This is a genomic window from Pseudomonas sp. PA-5-4B (genome assembly GCF_021606215.1).
GTDB lineage: Bacteria > Pseudomonadota > Gammaproteobacteria > Pseudomonadales > Pseudomonadaceae > Aquipseudomonas > Aquipseudomonas edaphica.
This window is the reverse complement of record NZ_WKDB01000009.1, coordinates 98,807-119,437: the sequence shown is the minus strand read 5'-3', so window position 1 is coordinate 119,437 and position 20,631 is coordinate 98,807. Positions and strand designations below refer to the sequence as shown.

Annotated in this window: 17 protein-coding genes; 8 read left to right on the top strand and 9 right to left on the bottom strand. The window is 59.2% G+C overall.

Annotated features, from left to right (window positions below):
* Positions 1-54: 54 nt before the first annotated feature.
* Positions 55-750 (top strand): peptide-methionine (S)-S-oxide reductase MsrA, encoded by a 696-nt coding sequence (gene msrA / locus GIW28_RS07090; RefSeq protein WP_236448077.1) that lies wholly within the window; start codon positions 55-57, stop codon positions 748-750.
* 122 nt (positions 751-872) lie between these two features.
* On the opposite strand, the gene GIW28_RS07085 is transcribed toward msrA, so the two are convergent.
* The 3 genes from GIW28_RS07085 to GIW28_RS07075 form a co-directional block, all read right to left on the bottom strand.
* Complete coding sequence (locus tag GIW28_RS07085; RefSeq protein ID WP_236448076.1) at positions 873-1,301, bottom strand: nuclear transport factor 2 family protein; 429 nt, start codon at positions 1,299-1,301, stop codon at positions 873-875.
* Positions 1,302-1,409: 108 nt separating this feature from the next.
* Positions 1,410-2,360 carry an alpha-E domain-containing protein gene (locus GIW28_RS07080; protein WP_017135519.1) on the bottom strand — a complete coding sequence of 317 codons (951 nt, stop codon included), beginning with the start codon at positions 2,358-2,360 and terminating at the stop codon, positions 1,410-1,412.
* A 2-nt stretch (positions 2,361-2,362) separates the two neighbouring features.
* A complete protein-coding gene (locus GIW28_RS07075) occupies positions 2,363-3,772 on the bottom strand; it encodes a circularly permuted type 2 ATP-grasp protein (protein WP_017135520.1) in 1,410 nt (469 codons plus the stop codon).
* Positions 3,773-4,235: 463 nt separating this feature from the next.
* Here GIW28_RS07075 and GIW28_RS07070 point away from each other — a divergent pair, with 463 nt between their 5' ends.
* The 3 genes from GIW28_RS07070 (at position 4,236) to GIW28_RS07060 (ending at position 5,218) form a co-directional block, all read left to right on the top strand.
* Positions 4,236-4,781, top strand: a complete 546-nt coding sequence (locus tag GIW28_RS07070) for a hypothetical protein (RefSeq protein WP_026013566.1) — start codon at positions 4,236-4,238, stop codon at positions 4,779-4,781.
* 72 nt (positions 4,782-4,853) lie between these two features.
* Complete coding sequence (locus GIW28_RS07065; protein WP_017135522.1) at positions 4,854-5,066, top strand: hypothetical protein; 213 nt, start codon at positions 4,854-4,856, stop codon at positions 5,064-5,066.
* 11 nt (positions 5,067-5,077) lie between these two features.
* Positions 5,078-5,218, top strand: coding sequence for a hypothetical protein (locus GIW28_RS07060; protein WP_017135523.1), 141 nt, complete (start codon positions 5,078-5,080; stop codon positions 5,216-5,218).
* A 105-nt stretch (positions 5,219-5,323) separates the two neighbouring features.
* Here the strand turns inward: GIW28_RS07060 and GIW28_RS07055 are convergent, their stop codons facing one another.
* Together GIW28_RS07055 and GIW28_RS07050 are read right to left on the bottom strand one after the other, a co-directional pair.
* A complete protein-coding gene (locus tag GIW28_RS07055) occupies positions 5,324-10,237 on the bottom strand; it encodes a glycosyltransferase (protein WP_236447773.1) in 4,914 nt (1,637 codons plus the stop codon).
* Positions 10,238-10,396: 159 nt separating this feature from the next.
* Positions 10,397-11,323 carry a LysR family transcriptional regulator gene (locus GIW28_RS07050; protein ID WP_017135525.1) on the bottom strand — a complete coding sequence of 309 codons (927 nt, stop codon included), beginning with the start codon at positions 11,321-11,323 and terminating at the stop codon, positions 10,397-10,399.
* A gap of 112 nt (positions 11,324-11,435) precedes the next feature.
* On the opposite strand from GIW28_RS07050, the gene GIW28_RS07045 reads away from it, so the two are divergent.
* Positions 11,436-12,419 carry an aldo/keto reductase gene (locus GIW28_RS07045; RefSeq protein WP_099549847.1) on the top strand — a complete coding sequence of 328 codons (984 nt, stop codon included), beginning with the start codon at positions 11,436-11,438 and terminating at the stop codon, positions 12,417-12,419.
* Positions 12,420-12,595: 176 nt separating this feature from the next.
* On the opposite strand, the gene ligD is transcribed toward GIW28_RS07045, so the two are convergent.
* A complete protein-coding gene (gene ligD, locus GIW28_RS07040) occupies positions 12,596-15,076 on the bottom strand; it encodes a DNA ligase D (RefSeq protein WP_236459075.1) in 2,481 nt (826 codons plus the stop codon).
* Positions 15,077-15,100: 24 nt separating this feature from the next.
* Positions 15,101-15,940, bottom strand: coding sequence for a non-homologous end joining protein Ku (ku, locus tag GIW28_RS07035; RefSeq protein ID WP_236447602.1), 840 nt, complete (start codon positions 15,938-15,940; stop codon positions 15,101-15,103).
* Between the two features lie 184 nt (positions 15,941-16,124).
* On the opposite strand from ku, the gene GIW28_RS07030 reads away from it, so the two are divergent.
* Both GIW28_RS07030 and GIW28_RS07025 read left to right on the top strand, forming a co-directional pair.
* Positions 16,125-16,442, top strand: a complete 318-nt coding sequence (locus tag GIW28_RS07030) for a hypothetical protein (RefSeq protein WP_176992258.1) — start codon at positions 16,125-16,127, stop codon at positions 16,440-16,442.
* A 12-nt stretch (positions 16,443-16,454) separates the two neighbouring features.
* A complete protein-coding gene (locus GIW28_RS07025; protein WP_099549843.1) occupies positions 16,455-17,609 on the top strand; it encodes a PQQ-dependent sugar dehydrogenase in 1,155 nt (384 codons plus the stop codon).
* Positions 17,610-17,725: 116 nt separating this feature from the next.
* Here GIW28_RS07025 and GIW28_RS07020 read toward each other — a convergent pair whose 3' ends face one another.
* A complete protein-coding gene (locus GIW28_RS07020; protein WP_099549842.1) occupies positions 17,726-18,205 on the bottom strand; it encodes a nuclear transport factor 2 family protein in 480 nt (159 codons plus the stop codon).
* 54 nt (positions 18,206-18,259) lie between these two features.
* Positions 18,260-18,823, bottom strand: coding sequence for a TetR/AcrR family transcriptional regulator (locus tag GIW28_RS07015; RefSeq protein ID WP_138453363.1), 564 nt, complete (start codon positions 18,821-18,823; stop codon positions 18,260-18,262).
* Positions 18,824-18,948: 125 nt separating this feature from the next.
* Here GIW28_RS07015 and pssA point away from each other — a divergent pair, with 125 nt between their 5' ends.
* A complete protein-coding gene (pssA, locus tag GIW28_RS07010) occupies positions 18,949-20,292 on the top strand; it encodes a CDP-diacylglycerol--serine O-phosphatidyltransferase (protein WP_017135533.1) in 1,344 nt (447 codons plus the stop codon).
* Positions 20,293-20,631: the final 339 nt, after the last annotated feature.

Below are 20,631 nucleotides of genomic sequence, written 5' to 3'. Positions count from 1 at the left end.
TGCCATCGCAGGCAAGCCAGCTCCCACACTTGACCGCGTACTGGAGTGAGTTCTATGAAGCTTCTCAAGATTTTACCCGCACTGGCCTTCGCCGCTTTCGTCGGCCAAAGCTCGGCGTTCTCCTTCGGTGGCGGCGAAGAGGCCGTGATGATCGCGCCGCCGGCCATGGACCTGCCGGCCGAGCCCGGCAACCTGCAAACCGCGGTGTTCGCCGGGGGTTGCTTCTGGGGTGTCCAAGGTGTGTTCCAGCATGTGCGAGGCGTGAAAAACGCCGTATCCGGCTATGACGGCGGCGCTGCAAACACGGCCCAGTACGAGTCGGTCAGCGACGGCGATACCGGCCACGCCGAATCCGTGTCGGTGACTTACGACCCGAGCAAAGTCAGCTACGGCAAGCTGTTGCAGATCTACTTCTCGGTGGCCCACAACCCCACTGAACTGAACCGCCAAGGTCCGGACAGCGGCACCCAGTACCGTTCGGAAATCTTTGCGCAAAATGCCGAGCAGCAAAAAGTCGCACAGGCCTATATCGCCCAGTTGGACGCCGCCAAAGCGTTCGACAAGCCGATCGTGACCAAGGTCGAGATGGGCAAGACGTTCTACCCGGCGGAGTCCTATCACCAGGATTTTCTGACCGAGAACCCGTCTTACCCGTACATTGTGATCAATGATTTGCCCAAGGTGGCGCAGCTCAAGAAACTGTTCCCCGACCAATACCGTGCCGAGCCGGTATTAGTCAAAAACCAATAACCACCCGGACTGATCATTCCCACGCTCTGCGTGGGAATGCAGCCCAGGACGCTCCGCGTCCCAAGACGTGACGCAGAGCGTCACAAGAGGCATTCCCACGCGGAGCGTGGGAACGATCGTCTTCAGGATTTGGCCTTGGCCAGGTACGGCGCCAGCCGGCGGCCCATTTCCTCACCCAGCGCTTGCAACCCGCTCAGGGGGCGCACCATCACTTCAAACTCGACGATCTGCCCCTGCTCATTGAAGCGAATCATATCGATACCCTTGAGCTGTTTTTCACCCACGCGCGCGCTGAACTCCAGCACCACGTTAAGCCCATCGGCACTCGCCAGTTCACGGTGATAGGCGAAGTCTTGGAACACCTTGATCACCGTGTTGAGGATCATCGACACCACCGGCGCGCCGGGGTAGGGCGTATGGGCCATGGGCGAGCGGAACACCGCGTCAGGTGCGAGCAGTTCGGGCAGGGCGTTGAGGTCGCGTGCGGCCAGCATGGCGTGCCAGCGTTGCAGGGTGTGGGCGGCGGCGGGGTTCAGGTGGAGTTCGGACATGGGCTGTACCTGTTCTTATGTTGGGAAGGTCGTTCACCTGCCCAACATAAGAGCGGCACTCAAGCAGGGTCAATCACCCGAATTGACAGATAAGTAACCCGAATGCACTCACACCACTTCCAGGTACGAGCTGTGAATCGCCCGCGCCAGTTCGCGCACCGTGTCAATAAAGTCCGTGAGCCGGCTGTGCAAGCCGTCCTCCAGGATTTCATCGATGCCGGTATAACGCAGCCGCGCTTCGAACTCGGCCGCCAGGCGTTGAGCCTCGCGCCCGTAACTGCCGGGCAGGTCGGCGAGGATATGGCTCAACTCCTCGATGCACGCGTGCAGTGAGCGCGGTACATCACTGCGCAACAGCAGCAACTCCGAGACCGAGCGCGCATTCAGCGCATTCGGGTACAGCTCGGTGTAAGCCTCAAATGACGACAACGCGCGGAGCAGGGCGCTCCACTGGTAATAGCCGCGTGCCGAAAGGTCGCTGACCTCTTCGGATTCTTCGCCGAACATTTCATAACGCGCGTCCAGCAGACGCAACGTGTTGTCCGCACGCTCGACAAAGGTGCCCAGGCGAATAAACCGGTAGGCGTCATTGCGCATGATGGTGCCGGAGGTGGCCCCGCGAAACAGGTGCGAGCGCTGTTTGACCCAGTCACAAAAGTGGCTGATGCCATGGCGCGCCAGGCCGCCGGCGGCGATGCTGCGCATTTCCAGCCAGGTGGCGTTGAGGTTTTCCCACATGTCGGCGGTAATGCGCCCGCGTACGGCGTGGGCATTGCCACGGGCGGCGCGCAGGCAGTTGTAGATGCTGGCCGGGTTTTCTTCGTCGAGGGCGAAGAAGTGCAGCATGCGTTCGGCGTCCAGTTGTTTATGACGTTCGAGGTAGCTGTCCAGTGTGCCGCTGCTGAGCAGCGACATGGCCAACTCATCCAGCCCGTCACTGCGCCCGGCCTGGGGCATCAACGACAGCGAATAACTGACTTCCAGCATGCGCGCCAGGTTCTCGGCACGTTCCAGGTAACGGGACATCCAGTACAGATCTGCGGCGGTTCTACTCAACATACTCAGCCCTCCACCACCCAGGTGTCCTTGGTTCCGCCGCCTTGCGACGAGTTGACGATCAACGAGCCTTCCTTCAACGCTACACGGGTCAGCCCGCCAGGCACCAGTCGGGTTTCCTTGCCCGAGAGCACAAACGGGCGCAGGTCGATGTGCCGTGGCGCGATGCCGTTTTCGACGAAGGTGGGGCAGGTGGACAGGCTCAGCGTCGGCTGGGCGATGTAGGCGTGAGGGCGCGCCTTGATGCGTTGGCGGAAGTCCTCGATTTCGGCAGCCGTTGAAGCCGGGCCAACCAGCATGCCGTAGCCGCCGGAGCCTTGGGTTTCCTTGACCACCAGTTCCGGCAAATGCGCCAGCACATGGGACAGTTCATCCGGTTTGCGGCACTGGAAGGTCGGTACGTTTTGCAGCACCGGCTCTTCGTCCAGATAGAAGCGGATCATTTCCGGCACGTAAGGATAGATGGACTTGTCATCGGCCACGCCGGTGCCGATGGCGTTGGCCAGCACCACATTGCCGGCGCAGTAAGCGGCGACCAGGCCGGGCACGCCAAGCATGGAGTCCGGGTTGAAGGCATGGGGGTCAAGGAATGCGTCGTCGATACGCCGGTAGATCACGTCCACTGGTTTAGGACCGTCGGTGGTGCGCATGAACACTTTCAGGTCGTGCACGAACAGATCGGCGCCTTCCACCAGCTCCACGCCCATTTCCCGGGCCAGGAACGCATGCTCGAAGAACGCGCTGTTAAAACGCCCCGGCGTCAGCACCACCACATTGGGGTTGTCGAGCCGGCTCGAGCTTTTCAGGGTCTTGAGCAGCAGGTTGGGGTAGTGGTCCACCGGCGCGATGCGCTGCTTGGCGAACACTTCCGGGAACAGGCGCATCATCATCTTGCGGTCTTCGAGCATGTAGCTCACGCCGCTGGGGGTGCGCAGGTTGTCTTCAAGCACGTAGTAGGTGCCGTCGCCGTCGCGTACCAGGTCCACGCCGGAAATATGTGAGTAGATGTCACGGTGCAGGTCCAGCCCGACCATCGCCTTTTGATAACCCTCGTTGCCCAGCACCTGGTCCGCCGGGATGATCCCGGCCTTGATGATGCGCTGGTCGTGATAGATATCGGCAAGGAACATGTTCAACGCATTGACGCGCTGGATGCAGCCGCGTTCGATCATGGCCCATTCACTGGCGGGGATGCTGCGCGGGATGATATCGAAGGGGATCAAGCGCTCGGTGTCTTGTTCGTCGCCGTAGAGGGTGAAGGTGATCCCGGCGCGGTGGAAGAGCAAATCGGCTTCGCGACGCCGTTGGGCCAACAGTTCCGGCGGCGTATTGGCCAGCCAGCGGGAGAAGTCCTGATAGTGCGCACGGCAGGCGCCGTTTGCGTCATTCATTTCATCAAAGAAAGATCGAGCCATTCCAGTACCTTGTCAGTGCCCAGGGTTGCCTTGGGTGGCACTGCCGCTTAAAAAAACGCATATTTTTATGAGCCTGTGGCTGAGGGTGCCAACGGGCCTGGTCCTTACTTTCTTATGGGGTCGGCTCTGGGTCGGGGGGTAACGAATGCTCCTGTATCCGGGCAGATGAATGCATTAAGCAATGCTTGTGCCGGAACGGTGTTCAAGGCAGTTATTCCCCTGTGGCGAGCGAGCTTTTGTGGCGAGCGAGCTTGCTCGCGCTGGAGTGCGCAGCGCTCCCGCTTTTATTGGGACCCCTACGCAGCCCAACGCGAGCTTGCTCGCTCGCCACAAAAGCGTGGTGCCACTAAACGCCGCTCACTACAAGGGTGCAGCGAATGCGCCAAATTGGTGCATGAACAAACTTGAACTTCATCCAGCCCCGATTCTTCTAACAAGGCTCGTCACCTTGTGGAGCACCGCCGTGCCCAGAATCATCTCTCCCAACACACCGGCAGCCGCCCTGGACGATCACAACGAGCACAATGCCAAGATTTTCGGCTCACCCAAAGACCGCCTCGATTTCTATCGCCGCGAGATCCAGTACGAAACCACCATTCTTGCCAACCGTACCGACGCCTATCTCTCGGCACAGTCGTTCCTGGTGATCGCCTTTGTCTCCGGCATGGGTAACCTGAACCCGGAGTGGGGCAAGTTTTTTACCTTGGTTGTGCCCGCGTTTCTGGCCTTCCTCGGCATTCTGAGCTCATTGAATGCCTGGCCAGGTATTCGCGCCGCCTACGAAATTATCGACCACTGGCACTACAAGCAGAGCGAGCTGCTGCGCAGTGAGCCGGTGATGGGCATGGCCTACGATGATTCGCCGCTGTTCTGCGAGACCGAATCGTCCCACAAGGGCTATCGCAAGTCGCTGCTGTTCTCCATGCGTGCACCGTGGCTGTTTATGGTGTTCTGGGTGCTGCTGGGTGCCTACGCGTTTTATATCCAGGTGGATAACCCGGTCTCTTAAGCAATTTGAACTTCGTGGTGCTGCGCACACCCTTAACTCTACGCAGGCTGCGTTTTACTCAAGAGGTGACCTATGAACACCAGCAACGACCCCCAAACCGGCAACCGTAACGACCCGGCCATCGATGGCGGCGAGCCGGCGCCCGGCACCGCTGCCGATGCGCCAAAAGACCCGAAACCTGCCAGCGACCCCAAAGCCCGGGAAAACGACTACAGTCCAGACTTCAAGCCCACGCGCGAGCCCAAGCCTGAAACCGATGCCGATATCGACACCCAAGGTGGTTAGAGGAGAAGGTCATGTCCCAGGAACTCGATGACGATGAAGAACTCAATGACCCGGGCAATGAAGACCCAGGTTCATTGATGGATGATGCAGAAGTACCGCTCAACGACCTCGATGATGCAGCGGATGTAGGCAACACCGAAAGTCAGGATTGAGCGTTCGCCTTGGCTCGTCGTTCATACCACGCCAGCTTTGGCTGAGTGCTCAGGTCATGAACGACGGCCCAGCAACTCGGTGCAGGTTGGTTCAACGGGTTTCGATCAGGTACTGATCCAGGAATGGTCAGCCCCAACTTTCACATTGAACGTGTAGCGAAGCGGGAAGTAATGCTCCTTGGTCTTCAGGATCTGGTAGGGCGCTGTGACTGGCGCCACCACGCCGTGACGTGCATAGGCCTCACTCACGCTTTGTTGAATGTTGACAACCGGACCCTGCGCCACGAGTTTGCCATCGACTAATGTTGCTTCTTTAGAGAGGCCATCCAAGCCTAAGTCGTACATGTCGGGTCTTTTCATTTTAAGCGTGTCATTAAACATATTCGGCCCTACGGTATCGAAAATTTTTGCCTCATACTCCTTGAATTCCGGGGTGAATTGCAGCCTGCCCTCGGGGCCTCGAGTGATAGTCGGTCGATTATTCGCAAAGTAGGGTTTGTTAGTCGCAAACCGTTTATTCATTTCCCTGATTATCTCGTCAAGCACCGGGTTGCCGGGTCGAGTAGCAAAGTTACTGGTGTTATAGAACGTTTTGTAATCGGCCACTTGGTGCGTCACTGGTAAACCGAGCAGCACATCGTCGGCGCCTGCTGCTACATCGACGGCACCGACGTTGCTTTGGATAAGATCATCGGTGTCCAGGTAAAAACCACCGTGTTTATTCATTATCGGGTAGCGGGCTACATCCGAAGCTGCAGCCAGATTCTTCCCTTGCCCTTGTCGGAAGTAGTTGTACATTTCGCCGGTCGTCAACTGCTTGAATGCGGCATCTTCATTAAGGTTGAGCACCGTCACGCCGGGAATTTTCTCCTTCAGCTTGCTTTCTATTTGTTTGAACACAGCGGGGCTGTCGGCGTCCACGTGCAGGACTGTTTTATAGCCTGAAGCTCGGGTGGCGTTTTTGGTCATGTTGTCGACCAAGTGGGTGGGAATCTCCTGGCCCGCCCAGAAATAGTTCAACGTTTTGGGCACGGGAGCCAGTTGTTTGGGGATTCTGGGAATCGACGAAATATCCACAAAGTTATAGTGATGGGCGCTGGCTTTTTTAGCCTTCCTGGACGCTTCAAGTGTTCCCCGTTGCCAGTGGCCTTTGGTAGTTCGCCAGTAATACTGCTGGCCTTGCTCGTGGGTGCCTCTCCATGCGCCGGCCGTGCTGTCGAACGCAACTTCCTGATCGACGTTTTTGTAAGTAATCCTGAATGGATTGCCTGAGGTTTCCACGCGTTTAATATCGTCCATCGGCACTACGTAGGTTCCATCTCCCAGCCTGAAAGGCGTCGGTGTGCCACCTGCGCCGGCCAGCAAACGTTCGGATCGGGATAAAGGTGCCCACCCTGTAGGGCCAAGATCCTGAACGGGTATATCGGGGCTCGTGCCGTTCGGATGGCGGATGACGCGCCGGCCGTCTTTGACTTGGGACTCAAAGAGCCTGCCATCAACCTTCACATATTCGCGTTTACTGCGGCCCACCAACACGTTGTTCTGCAACCCCGTGGTCGATAGGTCGTCTGCGGCGATGTAGCGGGCTTCATAACTGTGCAGATCATCCAGTGAGCGTACTTCTCCATTGGCAGCAACGCGGTTAGGTTTAAAGTCTCTCAAGGGCAGGCCCATGGCGCGTTGCTTCAATGCATCGTATTCATGCCAATTACCCAGAAACATCACAGCCTGGCGCTCGACTGTTTCTTGGCCCACCTGGATTGTCCCGGTTGCTGCCAGGCCGTGTTGCTTGCTGATGTTCTGGATTGCGTCGTCACTGGAGATTGCTCGCAAACTATTCGAGTCGCCCGGTTTTGGCACGTCTGGGGCGAAGTTCTCCAGCGGCTTGCCGTAGGCCTGCTTCGTGCGCGGGTCCAAGGCGTACCACTTATGGGTTGCCTCATCGAACTTAGCCAGGGCTTTTGTGTTGCGAGCGCTGTTGGCGGCACTGAATGCGCCTTCAGCGATATCGGCCCTTTTGGCCACCTCCAACAGGTTGACATGGCGGTACGAACGGCGCAGATCATTGACACCTTTATAGGCTTTGCCGGCTACAAACTTTACGCCCCTTATCGCACTACGCGCGAGGTCATCAATACCGCCCAACGGATTGAGCGCGCCCACTGCTGCCCGCCCGACAATCTTGAACCCCAGGGCAGCTTTTGACAGCACGGAAGCACCGACAAATGAAGCTCTCGCGGCCTTGGCAGCGGAGCCGACGCCGACCACGAAACCAAAAATGTCGAACGCCAAGTCGAGAACACCGTCGGCAGTCTTGCCCTCGTTGAAATTTTTAATGGCCGACCTGAACGGAATAAAGCCCAGCAGGACCTCGCGAATGGCTTCGGTGGTGCTGTGTTCCGTCTGAAAGGTCGTTGCTCCCCTGGAATATGCGCCCAACTCAGGCAGCTTCATATCCTCAATCAATGCATCGGCCAGGTATTGGGTTCTGGCACTGGCAACGCTATCAGGTATACCCGTGGCGCCTTTGCGTTCGTCTGTTATTCCCGCGGGGTGCTCACCCCTGGGCGTTATCTGGTCTGCTATGTAACGTGGTCCAGTAGAGGCAAGGCTGGCGGGCGGGAGTGATTCATAAAACAGGCTCGGCCGCGGGGTGATAGTGCCCTCCAGCCGGTTGATTGCGTACTGCCTGGTCTGAGGTTTACCGTTGACGGTACGCAGGGTCTCCACCAGTACCACGCCTGTTTCAACACGCTTGTCATAACTGGAGCCTTGAATGCGGTCGTAGCGAATTTCTTTGTGTACGACGATTTCGCCGAACGCCAGATTTTGCCGGTCTTCCAGTTGCAATTTCGAAATCATGACCTTGAACTGCGCCGACGTGGCCTTTTTGACGGCGTCAGAGAACGTGCGAAAGTCCTCATTGAACTGCTTGATGGGATCCGGCAGGGTTTTGAGGATTGGCAGCAGATCGCCGATATAGATTTCGTCTGATGATGAAACCCATACCGCAGGCTTTCTGTTGTCGGAATCTGGTGGTGGGGATCTAAGCGCCCTGCGATCAATGAGCAGGTCCAACAGTGAGTAGGGGCCGGGGTATACGTGGGTAGAGGGCTGCGACGTAATGCACTTTTTCTCAAACAGCGCTGGGTCCATCCCGGGGCATGCTTTTTTCAAAAGCTCGACCGCAATGGCTTTGGTGGTCGGCGTCTCGAGGAGCGGCAGTGAGGCGGCTTCGCTCATTTCGCTGATATGCCGGTTGAACGCCTCACGCACCTCGGACAGGGCTGTCTGCGTGGTCGGATAGCCCATGCCGTTGGGAACGCCCCAGGCTTTGATCGCCTCGTTCTGGGCGGCATATTCGATCTGGCGTTCCTCGTTCGAGATCGGTGCAATATTGGCCGCGAGCATGATTTGCGCGTAGTCCATGTTGGCTGTCGCGCCTGGCGCTTTCGCTTCCACGCGCGCTACCGCCGTGGTGAAGCTGACCCAGCTGTGCGAACCCATCGTCACTTCCTGCGGGATACCCTTGACCAGAAACTGCGGTGCGCGACTGGCGAGCATGAGGTGGGCCTGCACGGCTGCTGTTTGCGCGCTGGAAGCAAGGCCGTTGGCAAGCAGATGCTCCTCCAGCTCCTTGACCACCCTCGAAGCCGATTTATGGCTGTTGTGGGCTGAAACCAGGGGGTAGCCCTCAATACGTGTTTCACCGTGGGCTTGGTCGTATTTCCCCACGCCCAAGGCCGCCAGCAGCCAGTCGGTGACACTGCCTTTGACTGAGCGAGCCTCGAATGTGGCTTCAATTGCCTTGCCCAGTGCGGTGCCTCTGTCTGAACTTATCAAGCTGCTGATCAACTGCCGTGGATTCAGCTGTTCCTGCGTGGAGATCGATCTGCCGTTGAGCAGATAATCCAGGACATGCTTGAAGGGTCTTAATGTGACGTCGCCGAATTTTCCTTCGGTAATACCCATCTTTAATTGGGTCTGGTTGTCACGTGCAAGTGGTTCGGGCCATGTCAGCGCGCCGCCCAAGTCGCCATGGGGGGCGGCCTTGGGGGGTGTCGTGAGGAGCGCGCTGGAGAGGTTTTCCAGTTGCTCGGGGTTGGTGGGGACGTCAATGCCATGCTCCGTCAGAAATTGAAGCAGGCTGGTTTCGTTGGCGGCGCCAGTGCCCGTTGGCCGGTAGGTGCTGTCTGCAGACAGTGGCAGCGGCTGTCCCAGTTCGGGTTGGAGTTCCTCGAACTTTTTACTGCCATCCTCCAGGGCCATCGCCAGGCGTTGCAGTGCAGCGCCCGCCCGGTGCCAGTTGTGGATATCACCCAGTGCCGCTTTCTGTTCCTGTAGTGTTTCTTCGCTGCGCGACTGGATCTTGTCCGCAAAGCGGTCTGGATCGAGGGTTTTGAAGTTACCCGTCTGGTGGCTGATTTCGTCCGCTCGCTTGAGCATGCCAGACAGCGTCAGGTTCTGTGGCTCCTGATAAAATCGACCGACGAGCTTCCAGGGTACAGGTGCGTCCGGGCTATTGACGGGAGGCGCAAAAGGAAATTCGCCATCTATGACGCTCGCGGCCCGCAGGATAGGCCCGCTCAGGGCAGCCCACTGGCTGTCGTCCTGGCCCAGCGTGTGTAATGTGCTTAGCGGGTCAAGAAAGCGCTCACGGTAAAAGGAAATCTGACCTGATTTGGGATCGATTTTTATCGAGGTGGTATCAACCCCCAAGGCCTTGATCCACTGCTGAACATCGGGCGATTGGAAGGCATCATGCAAGTGCCTCCACCATTGGCCAAAGGTGGAGTGGGGAGCAATGTGATCGAAGTCTTCAACATGAGTGCGACGGCCAGCCAGGTTCAGGGCGATCGCGTATTGCATGGCCAGTTCGCTGTCTCCATTGGCCCGTGTGGCAGCCTGCGCTTCCTGCGGGGCCGCGGTGTCACGTTTTGGCCTTGAAAGCGGCGGCAGTAGCGGCAACGTTGGAGCAGATGAAGGGCGTGCGATGATCTGATTGGAAACACTGTTCATAGTGGGCTGCCGTTGTGCGTGTGGGAATAGCGCCTCGACGTGGGAACTAACGAGGCATTTCCCTTACGTAACAGCCGCTTCGGTTTGATTCCCTGCTTCCACCGATTCAGTCGTAACCCTATATTTCGCCCCCTCCAGGCCAACCTGCCTGGCCCAGGTTCAATGTGTTTCCATTAACTGCGAACCGATGGTTTTCATCCGGATCATATCCATCAACTGGCGCAAACCCGGTTGCGACTGGCGGCGGCTCGGGTAGTACATGCACAGCGGTTCGCCCATGCAGGCCCAGTCCGGCATGACTTCCACCAGTCGGCCCTCGGCAAGCTGCTGCTGCACGCGGTCGGACAGGCAATAGGCAATCCCCACGCCTTGCAACGCAGCATTGACGATGGTTTCTGTGTCGGCCGCACTGAAGTGCCCGGGCACATCGATGCGTTGTTGGCGCGCACCGTTGCCCAGCTCCCATTTGTAGGTGGTCTTGTCGCCCAGGTACATGCGGATGCACGCGTGCTCCAGCAGGTCCTTGGGTACCTGAGGTGTACCGCGACGGGCGAGGTAGGCGGGGGAGGCGACCATGATCCAGCGCAGTGCGCCGGTCAGCGGCACCGCGACCATGTCCTGTGGCACGGTCGCACCGTAGCGGATACCCGCGTCGTAGCCTTCGGCAATGATGTCGAGCATGTGGTCTTCGACGATCAAGTCCAGGCGCAACTGCGGGTAGGCGTCGGTGAAGTCGCCGAGGATCGGCGCCAACAGCAGCACGGCTGCATCCCGTGGCACATTGATGCGCAAGCGGCCAATCGGCGCTTCGCGGTGCAGCTCCAGGGTATCGAGACCGTCCTGGATGACGGCAAAGCCCTGGGTGAGTTTTTCCGCCAGCAGGGTGCCGGCGTCAGTCGGTTCCACCGCGCGGCTGGTGCGGTACAGCAGCTTGACCCCCAGGCGCGTTTCGAGGTTGCGCATGGTGTGGCTCAGCGCCGAGGTGGTCACGCCCAGCTCATGGGCGGCATGGCGAAAACTGCGGCGCCGGATGATCGCCATGAACACATTCAGATCGGCCAATTCGGAACGATTAAAAGCCGCCATATCAAGCCTCTTTACTAGGAGTTCGGTTGCATGGGGCGTTGAGCCCTATTCAACATCGGATGATCTAGAGTAATTGTTTTCCTACGTATTTTTGCTCTTCGAGGAGTTTTTTATGCGCATCGAGACCCTCCGGATTGCCGGCATCGACAAGGCCGTCTCGCGGATTGCCCTCGGCACCTGGTCCATGGGGGGGCATTTGTGGGGCGGTGCGGACAACGAGCAGTCGATCAAGACCATTCGTCATGCATTGAACTGCGGCATCAACCTGATCGACACCGCGCCGGTGTATGGCCTTGGGCTGTCCGAAGAACTGATCGGCAAGGCCGTGCGCGGCATGCGCCACAGCGCGGTGATTGCCACCAAGGCCGGCCTGCAATGGGACGACGGCACCACCCGGCGCAATGCCACGGCGCGGCGCATCCGCAAAGAAGTCGAAGACTCTTTGGTGCGCCTGGACACCGACTATATCGACCTGTACCAGGTGCACTGGCCCGACCCGCTGGTGGCCCAGGAAGAAACCGCCGAAGAGCTCGAGCGCCTGCGCCGCGAGGGCAAGATCCTTGCCGTTGGCGTGAGCAACTATTCCTGCGCGCAAATGGACGACTTCAGTCGGCACACGGCGCTGGCCACCGTGCAGCCGCCCTACAACCTGTTCGAGCGCGCCATCGACAGCGACATCCTGCCCTATGCCCGCCAGCGCTCGCTGGTGCTGTTGGCCTATGGCCCGCTGTGCCGTGGCTTGCTGACCGGCAGCATGCACTCGGCCACCCGCTTTGCCGGGGATGATGTGCGCAAGCTTGATCCCAAATTCAAGGCACCGCGTTTCGAGCAATACCTGGCGGCTGTGGCGGCGCTGGACAGCTATGCGCGCGAATGCCATGGCAAGTCGGTGCTGGCCCTGGCCATGCGCTGGGTGTTGGACCAAGGCCCGACCATTGCACTGTGGGGCGCGCGCCGCCCGGAACAATTGAAGGGTTTTGAAGAGGTGTTTGGCTGGCACCTGACCGCCGATGACCTGACACATATCGACCGTATTCTTGCCAGCACGATAAAAGATCCAATCGGGCCGGAATTTATGGCCCCCGCCAAACGTTAGCCTTAACGACAGGGATGTCGGCACACAAACACCATCCCTGTTCGTCGAGGTTTTTGCATGAAGCGCGGTACCGTATTCAAGAACGCTGGTGGTTTGCTTGCTGTGTTGGCTTTGCTGGGGGCCTGGCCAAAGCGATCCCCGACGCTTTCGTATCGGCGGCGGACGCTGGATGCCAATCACTGTGGCGGCTGCGCCCCCAGCTTGCCCCACATCTTCTTGCTGATCTTCTGCCGGTTGGCGTAACCGGCCCAGGGGTCATCCTTGAGCGTGCTCAAACGCTCATGCAGATTAGCCACCGTCCATTGCTGCGCACCGCGTAACCCGTTCAGTTCGTCCTTGCTCACCGGCACCGAGACCGGCAGGCCCGGGCGTGCCCGTACCGAATAGGCCGCCACCGTACTCGCGCCGCGGGCATTGCGCAGGTAGTCGATAAAGATCTTGCCAATGCGGTTCTTCGGGCCACTGGTAGCGGTAAAGCGTTCAGGCAGTTGCTGTGCCATAAACTGTGCGATGGCCTTGGCAAAGGCCTTTACTGTCTCCCAGCCGTCCCGGCGCGCCAGCGGGATGACCACGTGCAGGCCTTTGCCACCGCTGGTTTTGACGAACGCCTCAAGGCCCAACTCATCCAGTACCGACAGGGTCAATTGCGCGGCCTCCAGCATGCTTTTCCAGGGCAGCGCCGGGTCCGGGTCGAGATCGAGCACAAACCGGTCCGGGGTTTCGATTTTGTCGGCAGTCGCGCCCCAGGTGTGCAGCTCAATGGTGCCCATCTGCACGGCGCCGAGCAGGGCTTTGGTGGTGTCGATTTCCATCAGCCGTGCATGGCCAGGGTCGAGGTTCTGGTCCAGTTGTTTGATATGGGGAATGGCCAGGCGCTCTGCATGTTTTTGGAAGAATTGCTCGCCTTCGATGCCATCCGGCGCGCGCAGTAGCGAGACCGGCCGATGGCGCAGAAACGGCAGGAGCCATTCGCTGATGCTGGCGTAAAAGTCTGCCAACTGCTGCTTTTGCGTGCCACTTCGTGGATCGATCACGCGATCGGGGTGCGTGATGTTCACGCCGTTGCCGGCTTTTTTCGGCACTGAGGCCTGCTTGAGAGATTTGGCCGCGCGCGGTTGCTCATGGATGATCTGCGCCACAGGCTTGTCGCTGCGCATCGCCACGAATGAGGCTTGGCGTACCACGCCTTCGCGGGTCCATTCGGCGAAATTGACTTCGCCGACCAGCTCGGGCTCCACCCAGTGCACGCCGCGTGCCTGGCTGTTGGTCAGCGAGTTTTGCAGTGGCGAAGTTTTGCGCGCCAAAGGCGTGAGCTGGGCGTAAATCGCTTTGAGCGCGTGCTGATCAAACCCGGTGCCGACACGCCCGGCATACACCAAGCCGTTGTCGTCATTGACCGCCAGCAGCAACGCGCCGAAGCCGGTGCGCGAGCCCTGGGGACGGGTATAGCCGACGATCACGAACTCCTGACGCAGGCGGCACTTGAGTTTGATCCAGTCGGCACTGCGGCTGGACACATACGGGCTGCCGACGCGCTTGCCGATCACGCCTTCGAGCGCCAGGTCGCAGGCGCTTTCGAAGATGTCGCGTTGGTTGGCGGCGAAGGTTTCGGAAAACCGCAGCAATTTGCTGCGGCTGCCCGACAGCGCGGATTTAAGCGCAGCACGGCGCTGTTCCACGGGCGCTTCACGCAGGTCTTTTCCGTGTAAAAAAGGTGCATCGAACAGGTAGTAAACGATGTCCAGGCTGCGGCCGATATCGAACGCATTTTGCAACGCCTGGAAGTCCGGTAAACCATCGGCGTTAAGGCTGACCACTTCGCCATCCAGCCAGCTGCCCTTGAGCTTGAGGGCTTGAAGGGCCTTGACCTGGCGCGGCAAACGCTCGGTCCAGTCATGACCGTTGCGGGTGAACAGGCGCACATCGCCGTCGCGGATACGCGCCAGCATGCGGTAGCCGTCGAATTTGATCTCGTATTGCCAATCGCCGGGCGGGGCGCGGTCGACCAGGGTGGCCAGTTGTGGCGCGAATTGATCGGGCAGGGCGGTCTTGGCTTTCTGGCGCTTTGCCCGCGGTGCAGGCGCGGGCTTGCCCACGGTGGCATCGCTGAGCACGCTTTTGGGCTGGGCCTTTACGATGTCATAGTCTTCCGCCGGGCGGGCTTGCTGATCCTTTTCCTTGATCAGCAACCACTGCTCCTTGTCGCCGCTGCCCTTGAGGCGGGTGCGTACCAGCGCCCAATCGCCGGAGAGTTTTTCACCGACCAGGGTGAATTTGAGTTTGCCGGCTGCATACGCCTTGTGCGGATCGTCGTGAGGCTGCCAGACCCCGCGATCCCACACGATCACATCGCCGGCGCCATACTGCCCGGCGGCGATATTGCCTTCGAAGTTGCCGTAACTCAGTGGGTGGTCTTCAACGTGGACCGCCAGGCGTTTCTGGCTGGGGTCCAGGCTCGGGCCTTTGGGCACCGCCCAGCTTTTGAGTACGCCATCAAGTTCCAGGCGAAAGTCATAGTGCAGGTTGCGCGCGTCGTGTTTTTGAATCACGAATGACAATGCCGAGGCTTTGGATTTGCTGGCAGGTGCATCGCCTGCGGGCTCTGCGGTGATCTCGAAGTCGCGTTTGCGCGTGTATTCGCTCAGGGGCTTGGCCATGGCGTTCTCCTGCTGATGGCGGGCTCAAGAGGCCTTTTTGCTGGTTTTTTTCGCGGTCGTTTTTTTTGCTGCGGGCTTGCCGGCCAGGCTGCGCTTGAGCAGTTCGGTCAGATCGATTACATCGGCAGATTTGCGTTCTTCGCTGCCTGGCTGGCTTTCGACGTCTTCTATTTTGCCGGCCTTGGCCTTCTTCGCCACCAGCGCCATGATCTTTTCCTGGAAGCTGTCGCGGTAGTCGTCCGGCTGCCAGTCGGCGCTCATGTCTTCGACCAGGCGCTTGGCCATGTCCAATTCGCCCTTGGCCAGGCTCGGTTTGGTGACGTCACTGCCCAGTTCCAGTTCGTCGAGGCTGCGCACTTCGGCGGGCCAGCGCAGCATCACCAATACCAGCGCTGATTCCAGCGGCATCAGCGCTGCCAGGTGCTGTTTGGTGTGCAGCACCACATTGGCCAGGGCGACCTTGGCGGTTTTTTTCAGGGTCTCACGCAGCAGCGCGTAAACTTTGCCGCCGCGTTTGTCCGGGGCCAGGAAGTAGGGCGTGTCGATGTTTTGCAGCGGGATCTGGTCGGCGGCAACAAAGGCGATGATTTCGATGGTCTGGGTCGACTTGGGGTGGGCCGAGCGAATCTCGTCTTCGCTGAGCACCACATAGCGGCCTTTCTCAAAGGCCACGCCCTTGACGATATTGTCTTTGGTGACTTCCTTGCCAGTCGTCTTGTTGATGCGCTTGTAGCCCACCGGGTCCATGCTGCGTTTGTCCAGCCAGTCAAAGTCAACGCCCTGGGAGGACGTGGCCGAGACCAGCGAGACCGGGATATGGACCAAGCCGAAACTGATGGCGCCTTTCCAGATTGCCCTTGGCATGGCTGCGGTTCCTTGAGAAGAGTCGGTGTTCTGGTGACTCGCAGGCTGGCGCAAAAGTTTCGGCGGACGGATGCGCGGACAGATCGTGTTACATCTGATGAGAAACTATTTAATGTCGAAAGCCGAACCCAAGGCGTAGCGTGTTATCGAAAGCACGTACTACTCGCCCCAATGAGGCTTTGTCATGAACAGCTGTGTGCGTTACCTCGCCGTAGTCGCGCTGGGCCTGGCCCTCGCGCCATTGGCCCAGGCGCAGAACCTGCCCGGCAGCTACAACACCAATAACAGCCCAATCCATCGGGCTAACCCCAACAGCATGCAGGGCACCCAGCCCAATGCGCCGGCCGCCACCCGCGGGGTTCAACCCGCACCGACCGGCCCTGTACCGACCGTGGAAAACGGCGGTATCGGCAATCGTTACCCAACACGTAACGCGGCCCCGAGCCGTCCTGCCACTGCACCCAAAGCGCCCACTTACGATGCCAACGGCAATCGCCGGTAAGGACTCTGTCTTATGTTTCTACGCAAAACCCTGTTAGCCGCTATCTGCGCAACCCTGCTGCCCGTGACGGCCGTCATGGCGGCGGATGCCCAGCAGTTCCCCAGTGAGCAAGGCAGCATCACTGCCACCCCCATTGCCAAAGGCCTCGATCACCCGTGGGCCGTGGCGTTTCTGCCGGACAAACAAGGCTTCCTGGTGACCGAGCGCCCCGGCCACCTGCGCTTTGTCAGCCCGGACGGCAAGCTCTCTGCGCCGCTGACCGGCGTGCCGCAGGTGTGGGCCAAAGGGCAGGGCGGTTTGCTCGACGTGGTGCTGTCGCCAGACTTCAAGCAAGACCGCCTGGTCTACCTGTCGTATGCCGAAGGCGGCGGCGAGGGTGGCAAGGCCGGCACTGCCGTGGGGCGTGGGCGTTTGGCCGATGATTTGAGCGGGCTCAAAGACTTCAAAGTGATATTGCGCCAGGAGCCCAAACTGTCGACCGGCAATCACTTCGGCTCGCGACTGGCGTTCGACCGGGACGGCTACCTGTTTGTGACCCTGGGCGAGAACAATGACCGGCCGACGGCCCAGGACCTGGACAAGTTGCAAGGCAAGGTCGTGCGCATTTACCCGGATGGCCGTGTGCCGGAAGACAACCCCTTTGTGGGCCAGCAGGGCGTGCGCCCGGAGATCTGGTCCTATGGCCAGCGCAACCCGCAGGGGTTGGCGTTGAACCCCTGGAGCGGCACGATCTGGGAAAACGAACATGGCCCGCGCGGTGGCGATGAAATCAACATCATCGAGCGCGGCAAAAACTATGGCTGGCCCCTGGCAACCCACGGCATCAATTATTCGCTGACGCCGATTCCGGAAGCCAAGGGCAAGGCTGTGGAGGGCACTGTGGAACCCCACCACGTCTGGGAAAAATCACCCGGCATCAGTGGCATGGCGTTCTATGACGCCGAGCGTTTCAAAGCCTGGGACCACAACCTGTTTATCGGTGCGTTGGCCAGCCAGGAGTTGATTCGCCTGCAGTTCGATGGCGACAAGGTGATCCACGAGGAGCGCCTGCTGGGCGGGTTGAAGGCACGGATTCGCGATGTGCGTCAGGGGCCGGACGGCTTCCTGTACGTGCTGACCGATGAGGACAAGGGCGTACTGTATCGCGTCGGCCTGAATCAGGACTGACAGAGGCTGATGGTCCAATGTGGGAGCTGGCTTGAAGGCCGCCAATTTCTCCTGTGGCGAGCAGGACAAGCCTGCTCGCCACAATAACCGGTTGTGTAGATACCTATGCGTGTGGCTTACAGGCCGAGGTCGGATAACCCCGGATGATCATCCGGGCGCCGGCCCAACGGCCAGTGGAACTTGCGCTCGGTTGCTTTGATCGGCAGATCGTTGATGCAGGCAAAACGGTTGGCCATCAGGCCGTTTTCGTCGAATTCCCAGTTTTCGTTGCCATAGGAACGGAACCAGTTGCCGGAGTCGTCATGCCACTCATAGGCATAGCGCACGGCGATACGGTTGCCGGTGAATGCCCACAACTCCTTGATCAGCCGATAATCCAGTTCCTTGGCCCACTTGCGCGTGAGAAAACCCTTGGCCTCTTCGCGGTTATGCGCGAATTCGGCACGGTTTCGCCACTGCGTGTCCAGGGTATACGCCAGCGACACGCGTTGCGGGTCGCGGGAGTTCCAGCCGTCTTCGGCCAGGCGCACTTTTTCAATGGCCGATTCACGCGTGAACGGTGGCAGCGGCGGACGTTGTTCTGCTGTCGATGACATGGGGCAGCTCCTATCAATACCAAGGTGTTGTCGAAAGTTGCTCAGCCTGTGCGTTCAAAGTCCTAATAACGTTCGCGCCATGCATTGCGCATTATCAGCTGCTGTTGAATCGCCCATGACCAGGGCAACGGTAATGGCGCCATCGATCAGAATCAGCAGGTGCGCTGCCTGCCGTTCGGGGTCGGGGGTGCCATGTGCTTTACACAGTTCGAGGGCGTACTCGAACAGTTTTTGTTTATGCGCCTTGGCCAGCAGGCGCACCGGGTCTTGCGCATCGCCGGTTTCGCCACTGGTGTTGATAAAGGCGCAGCCGCGAAAGTCTGCCGAGCCAAACCAGGCCTTGAGTGCGCTGAACAGCGCCAGCAGGCGCTCGCCGCTGCCTTCGCTGCGTTCCACTTCAGTGCGTAGCCACTGCATCCAGCGTGCGTCGCGGCGTTGCAGGGCAGCGATGACCAGCTCGTCTTTATTGGCAAAGTAACGGTAAATACTTTTGCGTGAGACGCCGGCGGTTTTCACCAGTAACTCCATGCCGGTGGCGGCGATGCCGTGGCGATAGATCAACTTCTCGGTGACGTCGAGGATAATGTCGCGGGTTTCGTTGCTGTTAATATCGTTCATGAAACAAACAGTAGAACGATCGTTCTTCATGGTCAATTAAATTTTTTCCATTGGCCGCGACGAGACCTGAGCAGCCCCATGGTGTAAGCTCTGTGCCTCTTCGGATTCGACCCATTGCGAGCCTTATGCCGTCGTTCTTCAAACGCTCCCTGTTGCCCAAACTGCGTGGTTTCCCGCTGTCTCCCGATGCCATCGACGTGCTGTCCGGTGCCGCTGCGTACCGTCTGTGCCTGCTGGAAAAAATCGCCCAGGCCACACAACGCATCTACATCGTCGCGCTGTACTTGCAGCAGGACGAAGCGGGGCAGGAAATCTACGACGCCTTACACGCCGCCAAGGCGGCACGGCCCGAGTTGGATATCGTGGTGGTGGTTGACTGGTTGCGCGCCCAGCGCGGCCTGATCGGCGCCGGCAAGCAGCCGGGCAACAGCGCCTGGTACCAGGCCATGACCCACTCCCACGCCAGCGAAGTACCGGTGTACGGCGTGCCGGTGCAAACCCGCGAACTGTTCGGCGTGTTGCACCTCAAGGGCTTTGTGATCGATGACAGCGTGCTGTACAGCGGCGCCAGCCTGAACAATGTGTACTTGCACAAGTTCGACAAATACCGCTTTGACCGCTATCACCTGATCCACAGCAAGTCCTTGGCTGATTCGATGCAACACCTGGTGGAACACGGCCTGGTCGCGTCCAAAGCCGTGCATCGCCTGGACCTGCCAAACCTGCCGACCACCCGCAGCCTGCGCAATGACATCGGTGACTTGCGCAGCCGCTTGAAGCACGCGACCTACGACACCACCACAGGTTTGCTGCCCAATGGGCACTTGTCGGTCAGCCCGTTGCTGGGTGTGGGCAAGAACAATCCGTTGAACCGGGTGATCCTCGAACTCATTGCCAGTGCCCAGCATCAACTGACCATCTGCACGCCGTATTTCAACCTGCCGCTGCCGGTGACCCGCGAAATAAACCGCGCCCTGGCGCGTGGGGTGAAGGTCGACATTATCGTCGGCGACAAAACCGCCAACGATTTCTACATCCCGCCCAGCGAGCCGTTCAAGGTGATCTCGGCCTTGCCTTACCTGTATGAAATCAGCCTGCGCCGCTTCGCCAAACGCCATCAGCCGATGATCGACAGCGGCCAGTTGAACCTGCACTTATGGCGTGACGGCGACAACACTTATCACCTTAAGGGTATGTGGGTCGACCAGCGTTACACCTTGCTCACGGGCAACAACCTCAACCCACGGGCATTCCGCCTCGATCTGGAAAATGCCTTGCTGATCGATGATCCCAAGGGCGAGTGGCTGGCGCCGCGGCGCACAGAGCTCGCGCAGATCTTCCAGCACACCACGCGCATCGAGCGGTATCAGCAATTGCAGACCCTGGTGGAGTATCCGCCAGCAGTCGGCAAGTTTTTGCGCCGGGTCAGCCGGGTGCGGATTGAGCGGTTGCTTTACCGGATCTTGTAGGAAAGCGGACGCGTTACCGCGAACTCTCAGAAGGTCTTCGCCATCTTGAGAGTTTGCCTACACCCAGGTTCGTACATTTCTCTGTGGAACAGATCTAAGGGACGTGCACGCTGCCACTCGCTTGTGCGCACATACCTGCGCTCATTGAGTGGATCTCCCACCCGCAAGGGCTTGGTCGCCAGATGGTGGCCCACAACGGGCACATCCTTTCGGTGCCGGTTCAAGCGCTCAGGTTTTCACACTATTCCTCAGTCAATCGAGAAATTTCCTACTCTGCATCTCAAGAATTCTTAATATTTTCTTAACCGACTGTTTTTAGGGACGAGAACTCTCATCAAC